General features: G+C 72.8%; 10 protein-coding genes. 6 read left to right on the forward strand and 4 right to left on the reverse strand.

What is annotated here, in order from left to right; genetic code table 11:
• Position 1 precedes the first annotated feature (1 nt).
• Entirely contained in the window at positions 2-1,027 is a 1,026-nt protein-coding gene (locus FVE25_RS05955) for a LacI family DNA-binding transcriptional regulator (protein ID WP_157245317.1), read from the forward strand.
• 161 nt (positions 1,028-1,188) lie between these two features.
• Positions 1,189-2,439: a carbohydrate kinase family protein gene (locus tag FVE25_RS54980; protein ID WP_246266650.1), complete on the forward strand. Its 1,251-nt coding sequence runs from the start codon at positions 1,189-1,191 to the stop codon at positions 2,437-2,439.
• Here the strand turns inward: FVE25_RS54980 and FVE25_RS53725 are convergent.
• Positions 2,360-3,946, reverse strand: coding sequence for a hypothetical protein (locus FVE25_RS53725; RefSeq protein ID WP_181019457.1), 1,587 nt, complete (start codon positions 3,944-3,946; stop codon positions 2,360-2,362). The two genes, FVE25_RS54980 and FVE25_RS53725, sit on opposite strands and share 80 nt — an antisense overlap.
• A 130-nt stretch (positions 3,947-4,076) precedes the next feature.
• On the opposite strand from FVE25_RS53725, the gene FVE25_RS05970 reads away from it, so the two are divergent.
• A complete protein-coding gene (locus FVE25_RS05970) occupies positions 4,077-5,285 on the forward strand; it encodes a sensor histidine kinase (RefSeq protein ID WP_157245318.1) in 1,209 nt (402 codons plus the stop codon).
• A 475-nt stretch (positions 5,286-5,760) separates the two neighbouring features.
• Positions 5,761-6,393, forward strand: a complete 633-nt coding sequence (locus tag FVE25_RS05975) for a response regulator (RefSeq protein ID WP_157245319.1) — start codon at positions 5,761-5,763, stop codon at positions 6,391-6,393.
• 669 nt (positions 6,394-7,062) lie between these two features.
• Here the strand turns inward: FVE25_RS05975 and FVE25_RS05980 are convergent.
• Positions 7,063-8,283 carry an MFS transporter gene (locus tag FVE25_RS05980; protein ID WP_157245320.1) on the reverse strand — a complete coding sequence of 407 codons (1,221 nt, stop codon included), beginning with the start codon at positions 8,281-8,283 and terminating at the stop codon, positions 7,063-7,065.
• A 97-nt stretch (positions 8,284-8,380) separates the two neighbouring features.
• Here FVE25_RS05980 and FVE25_RS05985 point away from each other — a divergent pair, with 97 nt between their 5' ends.
• Both FVE25_RS05985 and FVE25_RS05990 read left to right on the forward strand, forming a co-directional pair.
• Complete coding sequence (locus FVE25_RS05985; RefSeq protein WP_157245321.1) at positions 8,381-9,007, forward strand: TetR/AcrR family transcriptional regulator; 627 nt, start codon at positions 8,381-8,383, stop codon at positions 9,005-9,007.
• Positions 9,004-9,681, forward strand: coding sequence for an alpha/beta fold hydrolase (locus FVE25_RS05990; RefSeq protein ID WP_157245322.1), 678 nt, complete (start codon positions 9,004-9,006; stop codon positions 9,679-9,681). The genes FVE25_RS05985 and FVE25_RS05990 overlap by 4 nt, the downstream gene beginning before the upstream one ends.
• Here FVE25_RS05990 and FVE25_RS05995 read toward each other — a convergent pair.
• A complete protein-coding gene (locus FVE25_RS05995; protein ID WP_181019458.1) occupies positions 9,665-11,689 on the reverse strand; it encodes a serine/threonine-protein kinase in 2,025 nt (674 codons plus the stop codon). The genes FVE25_RS05990 and FVE25_RS05995 overlap by 17 nt on opposite strands.
• 448 nt (positions 11,690-12,137) lie before the next feature.
• Complete coding sequence (locus FVE25_RS06000) at positions 12,138-13,613, reverse strand: thiamine pyrophosphate-dependent enzyme (RefSeq protein ID WP_157245324.1); 1,476 nt, start codon at positions 13,611-13,613, stop codon at positions 12,138-12,140.
• Between the last annotated feature and the right edge of the window lie 56 nt (positions 13,614-13,669).

Consider the following 13,669-nt stretch of genomic DNA (forward strand, 5'->3'; position numbering starts at 1 on the left):
CATGAACGGACACGCCCGCCTAGCCGACATCGCAGCCCAGGCGGGGGTGAGCGAGGCAACCGTGAGCAGAGTTCTCAACGGCAAGCCCGGCGTCTCCGCCGCCACCCGCCAAGCCGTCATGACCGCCCTCGACCTCATGGGGTACGAGCGGCCGCCCCGCCTGCGCCAGCGCAGCAACGGCCTCGTCGGCCTGGTCATCCCCGAGCTCGACAACCCGATCTTCCCCGCCTTCGCCCAGGCCATCGAGAAGGCGCTCACCCAGCACGGCTACACACCCGTCCTGTGCACCCAGATGCCCGGCGGCGCCCCTGAGGACGAGTTCACCGAGATCCTCGTCGACCGCGGCGTCAACGGCATCGTGTTCGTCTCCGGGCTGCACGCCGACACCACCGCCCGCATGGACCGCTATACCCGCCTGACCGACCGGGGGCTGCCCATCGTCCTGGTGGACGGCTACAGCGACCAGATCGACGCGCCCTTCATCTCGCCCGACGACCGGCTCGCCGCGCGGCTGGCCGTACAGCACCTCGTGGACCTCGGCCACGAACGCATCGGCCTGGCCCTCGGCCCCCGGCGCTTCGTCCCCGTCATCCGCAAGATCGAGGGCTACCGGCAGGCGATGGCCCAGCTGCTCGGCGCCACCGACGTGGACGACCTCATCGCCCACTCGCTCTTCTCGGTCGAAGGCGGCCAGGCCGCGGCCGCCCAGCTGCTGGCCCGCGGTTGCACAGGCATCGTGTGCGCCAGCGATCTGATGGCGCTGGGCGCGATCCGGGCCTGCCGCGAGCGCGGCCTGTCGGTGCCGGGGGAGGTGTCGGTGGTCGGCTTCGACGACTCGCCGCTCATCGCCTTCACCGACCCCCCGCTGACCACTGTCCGCAAGCCGATCGGCGCCATGGCCTCGGCCGCCGTACAGACCCTCCTGGAAGAGGTCAACGGCGCACCGGCCCGCCACGTCGAACTGGTCTTCCAGCCGGAATTGGTCGTCCGCGGCTCAACCGGCTCCGGCCCCCTGGTGAACCGATGACCCATGCCACCGGCGCACGGCCCTCGACCGGTTGAGGCCCCCTGGCGAATCGATGACCCATGCCACCCGCGTACGGCGGTTGACCGTTGCCGCCCTCTGGTGAACCGATGACCATGCCAGACGAGCACGGTCCTTGACCGGTTGCAGCCCATGGAGAACCGATGGCCACACACGACATCCTCGTAGTCGGCGGCGCCGGCGTGGACACCACCGTCTACGTGCCGGCGCTGCCCCTGCCGTACGCCGACACCCACACCGTGCCGCCGGTCATCGACCGGATCGGCAACACCGGCGCCGGGGTCGCGCTGGGCTGCGCGGCGCTGGGCCTGCGCACGAAGTTCGTGGACCTGATCGGCGACGACCCGCAGGGCGAGCTGGTCCGCCGAGCGCTGAGCGGGATCGACTGCTCGTACGGCACCGCCGTGGCAGGCACGCGCCGCAGCGTCCTGCTCGTGGGCCCGGACGGCCGCCGCAGCTCGCTGTTCGACCCCAGAGCAACCCCCGGCGAGGAACTGCCCGCGAACCTGTACGCCACCGTGCGCCCCCGCCACGCCCACCTGTCGATCACCGACTTCAGCCGCAAGCTCTTCGCCACGCTGCAGGGTGTCCCCACCTCCACCGACCTGCACGACTGGGACGGCGTCAACTCCTACCACGAGGACTTCGCCTACCAGGCCGACCTCGTCTTCCTCTCGGCCGCCGCGCTGCCCGACCCCGCCGCCACCATGCGCATGATCCTGACCAGGGGCCGCGCGACGACGGTCGTGTGCACGCGTGGCGCCGACGGCTGCCTGGTGCTGGAGCGAGACGGCCACCTGCGCACCTTCCCCGCCGCCCCACTGCCCGGACCGATCACCGACACGAACGGAGCGGGCGACGCCTTCGTCTCCGGCTTCCTGTACGGCAGACTGCGAGGCCTCCCGCCGGCCACATCGGTCCAGCTGCGGCCAGCGGCGTCGTCAGTCCCCTCGGTGTCGTCGGCTTCGTCGCTCCAGGAGACATTGTCGGCCCAAGAGACTTCGTCGGTTCAGGAAGATCAGTCGGTTCAAGAAGGGCAGTCGGTCCAGGAGGGGCAGTCGGCGCCGTCGGTCCAACCGGAACCATTCGCTTCGTCGGGGCAGTCGGGTGCATCGGCTCAGCCGGGGCCGTCGGACGGGATGACCCCGGCGCGACGGTTGGGCGGGATGGCTCAGGTGGGGCGGTTGGGCGGGATGGCTCAGGTGGGGCGATCGGGCGGAATGGCCGAGTCGGGGCTGTTGGCCACGTCGGTCCAACTGGGGGCGTTGGCCGGGGCGCACGCGTGCACAGTAGAGGGCACTCACGAGGCGCCGATCACCGAGCCGGCACTGCTTGCCGCTCATTCTCACACCTTCGGCACCCAGGCCGAGTCCGGAAATAGTAGCCCAGAGTAGCCATCCCGAGCGCGGCCGCCCAGAGCGGCCAGTACGCCATCGGGCTGGTCAGCCACGCCTGAGGGTCCGTCCAGTCGGTGATCCGGATCGCCACCATGCCCGCCGACGCCAGCACCCCCGTGACCAGGGCCCCCAGCGTGACCGGCAGCCGCGGGTTCACCGCCCGCCCCGCCAGCACGGGAACCCACCGCGGCCAGATCCGTCCCCAAGGCCGGGCCAGCCCAAGCGTCAGCACGCCGCCCAGCGCACCGAACGTCGCCAGCCCCGCCCCAGCCCAAGCCATCCCGGTCTCATGCAGCCACTTGACGCCCTCCTCCGAGAACAACAGCGGAACCCCGAGCGCCCAGGCCCACCGGACCACCGAGTAGAACAGCGGCACCACGAAGCCGACATACGCGGCCCACGTCCCCCACCGTGCGGCCCTGCCCACCCATACCCCCGAACGACCATGAGTCCTGCCGCAGCTCTCGCACGCCCCGGCCGTCCGCCGCTGGAACGCCAACGCCGCACCCGCCCACAGAACACCGCCCCCGGCGCACAGAAGCATGTTGACCACCGGCCAGGGAAAGGCCAGTTCGAAGTAGTTGGCATCCGGCCACCCGAACGGCAGCCCGACCAGGAAGATGGGCGCATAACCGACGGCTGTCATGATCCGGGCATCGGGTATCAGCGCCACCAGCACAAACGCCGCAACCCAAGCAAACGCCACCACCACCCCCCTGACCACCCGCGCCAGCCCGTTGTGCCCTGCTCCAACCTTCCTCGCTCCGTCGGATGCCGCACCGTCCTGCTTCGCTGTGTCGGGTGCCGCTCCGTCGTACTTCCCTTCGTGGGGTGCCGCTGTGTTGGGTGCTGCCCTGTCGTGCTTCGCTCCGTCGGGTGCCGCTGTGTTGGGTGCTGTCCCGTCGTGCTTCGCTCCGTCGGGTGCCGCTGTGTCAGGTGCTGCCCTGTCGTGCTTTTCCGTGTCGGCTGCCACTCTGCTGGATGCCGCTCTGTTGTAGGTGGCTCTGGTTTCCGCTGCTCCACCTGAAGTGGGTGCGTCCTCGACCGCCGCCAGGCTGTACTCCATGCCAAGCCGGGCGGCGGCGCCCTTCGCGGCCGTGCCCGGACCCGTGGCTTGTTCCGTAGCCCCGCGTCGGGTAGTGCCGTGGGCGGCTGTGCCCGCGACTGCCGTGCCCTGTGCTGCCCAGCTTCGAGGTGCCTCAGGCTGTGCTCCCGGGCGTGTGCCGGGATTCTGTGGTGTCCGGTGCGGCCATCGGCGTGTCATGGCCACGGCCACCAGCGCGCCGGCGGCACCCAGGGACGCGATCACCGGACCCGTGCCCGCGGCCGTGGCGGTGCCCAGGAACGACTCGGCCCGGGCATCCGGGATGTCGCCTTCGCCGAAGGGGAAGCCCGCTCCGCCGTACGCCCAGAAGAGGCCGAGCGCGCCATAACCCAGCGACCACGCGGCCGCTCCCCACGTGGCCAGGCGCGGCCAGCGTGCTGCCGTCGTCATCTCGTTCATGGCCTCAAGCCTTCCAATGAACGGCCGGGCGGCCCATCTGCCGATCGACGGATCCTGGTACGGCCGCAGCCGCCTCATATCCACCGTTCGGCAGATCCCCGCAGCTCGGCGGGACCTCTAAAGTCATGGCATGCACGTGATCCCAGCCCTGGTCGCCGTCATAGCGGTGGTGACGGCCTTGTCAGGGCGCGCGTTCTCGGCCGACCGGTTGAGAGCGCGCGCAGAGCCTGGCCATGCGCCTGCCCGGGTGCCGGCCAGGCGGACCTTGGGCGCCGCCTGGCCGACTCCCGAGACCGCCGCGCTGGTGGCCGGGTGCGTCTCGATCGCCGCGACCGCCGCCTCCGTGGCCTGGAGCGCGGCCTCTCAGAGCGCGGCCTCCCAGAGCGACACTCACCTCGGCCAGCCCTCCGGCACGCCGGAATCCGGGTGGGGCTCGGGCCCGCCGGGCGGTGTCCAGGGAGCCGGGGAATCCCTGCTGTCCGGGACCGGGTGGGTGTTCGTGGAGGTGCCGGCGCTGCTGGCGCTGACGCACGTGGCCGCCCGGCGCCGCCCCGTGGCGGCCGTGGTGCCCGGGCTGGCGGTGGCGACCGTCCTTCTCAGGCAGGTGTGGAACGCTCCCTGGCCCGTAGCCCTGGGCGGATGCGCCACCTGGGCGCTTCCGGCAGTGGCGGCGGCCGGCGCGGGCCTATATCTGCGCTGGCTCGACCGGATCCGCGTGCACGCGGTGGCGGCGGCCGTCCAGGACCAACGGCTCGGCCTCGCCCGCGACCTGCACGACTTCGTCGCCCACGACGTGAGCGGCATGCTCGTCCAGGCGCAGGCGGCCCGGCTGGTGCCGGGGCTGCCCGAGCACGTGGCCGACGCCCTGCGGCGCATCGAGGAGGGCGGTCACCGCGCCCTTGCCTCGCTCGACCGCACGGTGCACATGCTGAACGACCCCGGCCGGGCGCCCACTCCCGGGCTGGAGCGGGTGGCGGACCTGGCCGAGGGGTTTCCGCCCGCGGTCGCGGTGAGCTTCGACGTCGAGACGGATGGGGTGTCGAGGGAGGCTTCCGCGACGGCGTATCGGGTGGTGAGCGAGGCGCTGACCAACGTACGAAGACATGCGCCGCGAGCGAGCGCGGTGTCCGTGCGCGTTGCCGCCGAAGGGGAGGAGGTGACCGTCCAGGTGGAGAACGACGGGGCGACCGGCCGTACCGACGGGCAGAGGGGCGCACCGGGCCGGAAGGGTGGATTCGGGCTGGCAGGGCTCGGCGAACTCCTGGCCGCCACCGGCGGGTCGCTGGAGGCGGGGCCGTATCGGGAGGGTTGGAGGTTGACGGCGGTGATCCCGGCATGAGGGGTGATCCGGCAGGAGAGAGGGCGTTGACGGGGCCGGGACGGGTGGACCGGGTGATGGTGTGTCCGGGTTGTACGGGCGCTTGTAATGCGGTGTCCGGACTGCGGTTGCACTGCGGTGTCCGGGTTGTGCGGACGGTGTACTCGGGGGGCGGGACGGTGAGACCAGACGCATGACAAGGCTGGTATGTGGGCGTGTGACCTGAGGGCGAGGTCTCCGTGGAGGGACGTGATTGAGGGGGGATTGGGCGGATGCGCGGGAGCCCGGACGGAGCGCGGGCGTGATCGAGGGCCGGGACCGTGTGAACGGATGTGATGAGGCTGGGGCAGATGCGATCAAGGCCCGGGGCCTGGGGTGAGTGCGGTCAAGGCCCGGGATCGTGGGGATGGGCGTGATGACAGGGTTGGGGTTGTGAGCTCGGGTGTGATGGAGGGGTTGGAGTCGTGAGGGCGGAACTGATGGGGAGGCCGGGGTTGTGAGCACGCGGATCCTGATTGCGGATGACCAGGACGACGTGCGGATCGGGTTTCGGCTCATTCTCGACTCGCAGCCGGATATGACCGTGGTCGGCGAGGCGGCGGACGGGGAGCGGGCGGTTGAGCTGGCCAGGCATGTGAAGCCGGATGTGGTTCTGGCCGACATCCGCATGCCCGGGCTTGACGGGCTGGAGGTCACCCGGCTGCTGGCGGGGGAGACGCGGGTGATCGTGGTGACGACGTTCGACCTGGATGACTATGTGCATACGGCGCTGCGCAACGGGGCCGCCGGGTTCCTGCTGAAGCGTTCGGGGCCGACGCTGCTCATCGAGGCCATCCGAGCGGCCATGGCGGGTGACACCCTGATCAGTCCGCAGGTCACCGTACGGCTTCTCCGGCACCTGCGCAGCCCGGCCCCCGACGCGACCCCGTCCCACGAGGCGCTCACCGACCGCGAGCGTGAAATCGCCGTCCTAGTGGCACACGGCAGGACCAACGCGGACATCGCCAGCGAATTGTTCATCAGCCCCGGCACGGTCAAAACACACTTGGCCAACATCCAGCGCAAGGTAGGCGCGGCCAACCGCGTGGGCATCGCCGCCTGGGCCTGGAGCTCCGGTGCCGCTCAGTGAGGCGTTCCCCTGACGGCTGAGGTCTTCCGCTGGTACGGCGGAGCGTGCCAGAAGCCTGATCCAGAGCGCCTCCGGCCATCGGGTGGGGTGAGTCCCTGAGCAGCGTCGGCCTGCTCCTCTGCAGTGGGCATACCGGTGCGTGTCGGGCGAGGACATCCTGCTCGGCGTCGGGCGAGGACATCCTGCTCGGCGTCGGGGGAGGGCGTCCTGGTCTGTCCCGGGCGAGGACGTTCCGGTGCATGTCGGGCGAGGACGTGCCGGGTAAGGGCGTCCTGGTGCCGGGCGAGGGCATCCTGGTCCGTGCTGCGTGGGGTGTCCTGCTCCGTGTCGGGCGGGTCTCTCGGCAGGGCTGGCCCCTCGGCGGAGCGTCCGGTTCGTGTCCTGTGCCCTCACGGCAGCGCCCATCGGTCTCACGGCAGCGCGCCCACCGGGTCTCGCGGTAGTTCGTCCAGCGGTTCTGGTGGCGACTTGGCCGGTGGTTCTGGCGGCGACTTGGCCAGGGGTTCTGGTGGCGACTTGGCCGGGGGGTCTCGTGGTACTGCCGGCTGACGTCTCTGCGGGGTGTCCTTTCCCAGTTCCGCCGGTCACCCGGTGGTGTCGGCTGGCGCCCGCATCCAGTCGCCCTCCCGGTGCCAGTCGCCCGGTCGCCGCCCCGGGCTAACCCTCGGGTCATCCGATGGTGCCCGCCGGATCCTCCAGCCGCACCGGCTCCGCGGCGCGCAGCAGCGGGTGGACGAACAGCAGGACCAGCACCAGCCCCATGATGACCACGGCGATGACCAGCGGAGCCAGGGGCGACAGCTCGTACAACCCGGTGGCCAGCACAGGCGCGAGGACGAAGGTGAGCGCGTTGTTGGCGGCCACCACCCCGGCCAGCCCGCCCTGTTCCTCCTTGGTCATCGCGAACGTGGGCCCCGCCGAGTACCCGGGGATGGCCAGCCCCAGCCCCAGCCCGGTCACGAACACGGCCGCGACGAACACCGGGATCCCCAGGTCGGGCACCAGCAGCGCCAGCCCGGCCAGCGCGACCACCGCCCCCACGCGCATGAGCTTCCTGGCGGGCCACGACGTCCTGGGCACGACGACCACCTGGGCGAGGAGCATGCCGATCCCGGCGGCCAGCATGGTGCCGCCCGTGGCGGTGGCGGTCGCGGTGGCGGGCAGGCCGTTGCGGTCCTGGAGGAGGAAGCCGACGAGGATCTGCACGAACCCGAGCGAGGTGAAGATCCCGAACCCGGCCAGCAGGAACGGCCACACGCGCCGGTCGAACGGGTTGACCCGCGGCGGCGCCGTCACCAGTTCCCGTGGGTCCTGCGGCTTGACCAGCGCCAGCACGATCACGGCGCCGATGCCGAGCAGGAGCGGCACGACGTAGAGCGGCGCCAGCATCCCGAGCCCGCCGAGGAGCCCGCCCACGGCGGCCCCGGCGATCATCGCGATGCCCTGGGCGGCGCCGATCGCGGCCATGCCGGCCAGCCGGTCGCGTTCGTTGCCGGTGGCGTCCGCGACGTACGCCGAGGCCGTGGGCGGGACCGCGGCGAAGGCGGCGCCGAACAGCACGCCCCGGGTGAGCACGAACAACCCGAACAGCACCCCGCCGCCCAGGACGGCGGCGATGCCGAGCTGGGCGAGTACGGCGAAGGCCAGCATGGCCAGCGCCGCCCCGGCGAGTGCGCCGGCCAGGACCGGCTTGCGCCCCCACTGGGTGGATTTGCGGCCCCAGAACTGGCTGGTCAGGACGACGACCACGGCGGCGGTGCTGATGATGACGCCGACCTGCCACTCCTCCAGGCCGACCTCGCGGGCGAGCGGGGCGATGAGCGGATTCAGGGTCTGCTGGCCGAGAAACATGATGAAAACGCTGAGATAGAGGACACGCAGCCGCGCCATGGCACTCCTAAACTTAGGTAAGCCTTACCAAACAGGGAGTGTAGGAGTGGGTGCGCGAGTTTTGCAACGGCATTCGCAAAACCTGGATACTGAATCCATGCAGGGAAACAAGCGCGGCGGACGGCCCCGGGTGATCGACCCCGAGGCCGTGGCCAGGGCCGTCGTCGAGCACGGCTTCACCGGCCTGAGCGTGGCCGCCGTCGCGCAGCGCCTCGGCGTCAACCAGGCGAGCCTGTACCGGCACATCGGCGGCCTCGACGACCTCATCGACACCGGGGTGTCCCTGCTGATCAGGACCGCCGACTGGCCCGCCGGCGGCACCGGCTGGCGCGATCACCTCGAGCGCGCCGCCTGGACCGTCTGGCGCATCCTCACCGATCATCCGGGCCTCATCCTCGCCGCCGGCCGCCGCCTCCTGGCCAACGACGAGCTGATCATCGCGTTCAACCGCCTCTGCCTCGAGCTCATGGGGTACGGCTTCGCCCCGGCGAAGGCCACGCTGGCCGTCGACTTCGTCCTGGACCTGGCCTGCACCACCGTGCTGTCGCGGGACTTCATGCTGGCCGGAGCCCTGGGCGAGGACCGGGCGGCGCCACGCGCCTGGGCGGAGCACTTCGACCCCCGGGTGCGGGAGATCATCACCACGGCGTCCGGAGACGGGCACGAGGAATGGTTCGCCGGGAAGCTCGCCCTCGCCCTCGACGGCATCGAGCACACGCTGTGACGGCCGACGGCGTCGTCCTGCTGCACGGCGGCATGCACGGCTCCTGGTGCTGGTCCCGGGTTCTGCCCCGGCTGGCGCTGCCCGCGATCGCGCCCGACCTGCCGCGCGCGGACGCCACCCTGGACGCGTGGGCGGACGCCGTCCGGGAGGCGATCGGCCGGACCGGCATGCGGGCGCCCGTGCTCGTCGCCCACTCGCTGGCGGGCCTGACCGCGCTTCACACCCTGTCGGGCGGCGGTGTCGCCGGGGTCATGTTCGTGGCCGCGGTGATCCCGCGCGACGGCCAGTCGTACTTCGGCATGCTGCCCCGCCCTTTGGACCGGCTGCGGGAACGGCTCGGCGTCGGCCGCGACGGGCAACTCGTCATGCCGCGCCCCGTCGCCCGGCTCCTGCTCTGCCACGACCTGCCGCCCGCCGACGCCCGCCTCGTGCTGGACAACCTGACCTCCGAGCCCACCCGCGTCCTCGAGGCTCCGGTACGGCACCGCGTTCCCGACGGGGTACGGCTGGCCTACGTGCACACCACCCGGGACCGGGCCGTCACCCCCGGCGCCCAGCGGCGGCACGCCGCCCGGCTGCGCGCGCCCGTCACCCGGCTGCGGCTGGAGGGCGGGCACAGCGTCTTCTTCACCCGCCCGCGCGAGCTGGCCGGGCTGATCAACGCGTGGTGCTGAGATCCACCCGCACACCCCGGCTCAGCCCGGAGTCGTGCAGCTCCACACCCTCCGCGCGAGCGGTCTTGGGCAGCTCGAACTCCAGCACGCCGGTGAACGACGCGCCCGGCTCGACGCGGAACGGAGTGATCTCCTTGCCGTCCTTGTCCAGCAGCCGGGACGCGCCGTGCAGGGCGTCGTTCTGGTCGACGAGCTTCTGCTGCCCCGGGTAGAGCACCCTGGCTTCCGGCCCGACGTTGTTCACCTGCACGGACAGGCGGCACTGCCGCATCTGCGCGGACTTGGCGGGTTTGGGGCACTTGGTGGCGGTGACGGTGAAGCGCAACGTCCCGTCCTGCACCGGCGCGCCCTCACCGGCCGCCGACGGGCCCCTGAACAGCCAGGCCATCGCGGTGATGAACAGCGCGATCACCACCAGGACGACCACCGCCGCGATCAGGCACCCGGCCGCGCCCCGCCGCTTCTGCGGTACGGCGAAGCCGCCCCCGGGCGGGAGCGGGCCCTGGCCGGTGGCGGACTGCCGAGGCGGCCTGCCCGCGCCGGGGCGGCCGTGCGGCAGAGGCCCGGTCATCTCCGGCAGTCCGGGCGGCACCGGTCCCGTCATCTCCGGTCGTCCGGGTGGCACAGGTCCCGTCATGTCAGGACTCCGGCGTCCGGGCGACATGTCAGGACCTGGGGGTCCGGGTGGCACAGGTCCCGTCATGTCAGGACTCCGGCGCCCAGGCGACATGTCAGGACCTGGTCGTCCGGGTGGCACCGGTCCCGTCATGTCGGGGCTCGGTCGTCCGGGCGGCACGGAGCCGGTCGTCTCCGGCCCCGGGCGGCCGGGCGGCGGCGGCCCGGTCATCTCCGGGTTGCGGCCCGCGGCCCGGGGACCTGGATGGGGCGGCTGCGGCAGGTGACCGGTGCCGGTCTGCGCCAGCCGGGGATCGGGACCGGGCGGGCCCGGCCGGGAGCCGGGCTGACCGGGCCGGGGCCCCCGGGGAGCGGATCGCGGATCCGGGGATCGCCGGTCGGGTGCGCCCGCGGGCGGGCGGCCCGCCGTACCGGGGGGTGGGCCGGGCATGGCCGGAGCGCCGTGGTGCGGCCGCCCCGCGGGGCCGGGACCGCCGCGCGGAGGGCCGGGCGGGAACGGCGGCTGGGCGACGGCCGGGTCCCACATCGAGGTCAGGTGACGGGTGGCGGCCGGTTCGTCGGCGGCGCCCACCAGTTCGAGCAGGAGCTGCTTGGAGGCGGGCCGGCGAGCCGGGTCGGGGTGGATGGCGGCGGCCACCAGCCGGTCGAGGGGCGCGGGCAGGCCGCGCAGGTCGGGCGGGGCGGTGCGGGCCCTGGCGGCCATCACGTAGGCGTCGCCCTCGCCGAACGGGTGCCCGCCGAGCCCGGCGTAGGCGATCAGGGAGCCCCAGGCGAAGACGTCGCCGGCGGGGCTGGTGCGGCCTTCGAAGACCTGCTCGGGCGCGATCCAGCCGGGGGTGCCCATCACCATCCCGGCGTTGGTGTGGCGGGAGTTGACGTTGGTGGAACGGGCCAATCCGAAGTCGATCACGCGCGGACCGGCGAGGGTGAGCATGACGTTGGCCGGCTTGAGGTCGCGGTGGACCAGCCCGGCGGCGTGGATGGCGGTCAGCGCCGCGGCCACGCCCACGGCGGCGGCGTGCAGGACCGACGGCTCCAGCGCGCCGTGCTCGATGAGGTGGTCCTCCAGGGACACGCCGGCGATGTACTCGGTGACGAGGTAGAGCAGGCCGTCGTGCTCGCCGTGGTCGAGGACGCGGGCGGTGCAGAAGGAGGCGACCTTACGGGCGTTGGACACCTCTTCGTGGAAGCGCGCCCGGTAGACCGGGTCGGCGGCGAAGTCGCGGCGGATCGCCTTCAGCGCCACCTTGGCGCCGTCGGGCGCCTTGGCCAGGTAGACGGTCCCCATGCCGCCCGAGCCAAGGCGTTTGACCAGCTCGTACGGGCCGATCTCGGACGGGTCTTCGGGGGTCAGCGGACCGCGCTGTGCCACCCTCTCCGCCCTTTCGCCGTCGTCATCCCGCCGTCTCAAACCGACCGATCCTCCGCCCGGCATGCCATTTCTCCCAAGACTCTAACGGCTCGGGGGCGATCAAGCGTTGCGCTCGGCGTCTTCGCACGTCGCAGGCGTGCTCCGGAGAGCCCGCGAAGGACCCTCCGGAGGCGGCGGCCTTTCACAGGAGGGCCCAGCTGACGCCCGGGCCGGACTTCATGGTGATCACATCCTTTCTGCGTACGTGACGCCGGCGGCGTCCGGGACGGGCGTGGAAGCGCGCCTCGGACACGTGCCACGTGGACCGGGCGCCGCCGGGCCCCGTCGTGCCATAGGGGGCACGCGGGCTTCGAGCGCGCTCGCGCCGCCCCGGGATGTGTGGGCGGGCGGCGCGAGCGCCGGGAATCAGGCCGGTCGCGGACGGCCTGCTGTGGCGCGGGGCGTGAGCTCAGGGGCCGCTCACGGGGACTTCGATGAGCATGGGCAGATCGGAGGCGGTGGCGATGCGGACGGCGGCGGTCAGCGCCCGGCCGGACTCCACGTGGCAGGCGGCCAGGCCGTACCCCTTGGCGACGGCGCGGACGTCGACGTCGAGCCCGGGCCCGTCGAGGTGGCGGAACCAGCGCATCATCGCGTGCTCGCGGTCGGTGAGCACCACGACGGTGACCGGCACCCGATAGGCGGCCGCGCTCCACAGCGCGGTGACGGCGTGGTGCAGGGAGCCGTCGCCGATGACGGCGACGACGGGCCGGTACGGCCGGCCGAGCTGGGCCCCGACGGCGGCGGGCAGCCCGTGGCCGGGGCCGCCGTCGGCGGCGCACAGGAACGAGCCGGGGCGGTCGATCCTGATCTGGTCGTGGAAGGCGGGCCGGATCGACGGGGATTCGCTGACCCAGATCGTCTCCGGCGGCGCCCCCTCGGCCAGCGCGGCCAGGGCGGTGACGGGGCTCATCGGGCGGCGGCCCGGGGGCGCGGGGGAGGGAGCGGGCCAGGCGCCGGGCAGGGGTTCCTCCCTGACCTTGGTCAGCTCGGCCAGGGCGGCCAGCGCCTGCCGTACGTCACCGCAGATCACGTGCCCGAAGGGCGCGTCGGCCGGGTCGCAGGTGAGCAGGACCGCCTCCGCGCCGTCCGGCAGCGGCGGCGGTGGCGCGCCCGCGACGACGACCAGGTCGTGGCCGGCGAGCTGGCGGGCGGCGGGCTCGGCGTCGGGCAGCAGGGCGCCGCGGTAGTGCGGATGGCTCTGCGGGAAGGAGACGCGGCTGGCCGGCGGCGCCTCCCAGACCGGCAGCGCGCACCGCTCCGCGAGTTCGACCGCGGCCGCCCAGCCGCCCGATGCGTCCACGTCGGCGCCGACGACGAGCACGGGGGAGTGTGCGCGGTCGAGCCGTTCGGCCAGGAGGCCCAGCGCGATCGGGTCGGGGGCGGCCGCGGCGGCCATGGGGCGGAGCGGTGGCACGGCGTCCGCGGCGATCGTGTCCGGGCCGGGCAGGGCCAGGCAGACGGGGCCGCGGGGCGGGGCGAGGGCGAGGTGGTAGGCCCATTCGAGGGCGTCGGGCACGTCCTGCGGCCGGGGTTCGCAGGACCATTTGACGGGCGGGCGTCGTGGCGCGGCCGTGAACAGGGCGTCCATGGTGAGCATCGCACGCAGCCGCGGCCCCGCCGTCAGGATGAGCGGGGTACGGCCGGCGGCGGCGCCCTGGACGGCCCCCAGCGCGCCGGGCGTCTCGGCGCATAGGTCGACGAGGGCGGGGCGGCCGGTGACGGAGGCGTAGCCGCCGGCCATGGCGACGGCGACCGCCTCCTGGAGGGCGAGGATGCGGCGGACGTCGCCGGGGAAGACGCCGGAGGCTCCCGGACCGCAGAAGACGGTGGTGAGTTCCCGGCGCCGCATCCAATCGGCGACGGCCCGGCTTGTGGTACTCATACCATCGATGGGAATCCTACTGCCTCGATGGGGCAATCATCCGTTTCGGCACACGG

Source organism: Nonomuraea typhae (assembly GCF_009760925.1).
Classification (GTDB): domain Bacteria; phylum Actinomycetota; class Actinomycetes; order Streptosporangiales; family Streptosporangiaceae; genus Nonomuraea; species Nonomuraea typhae.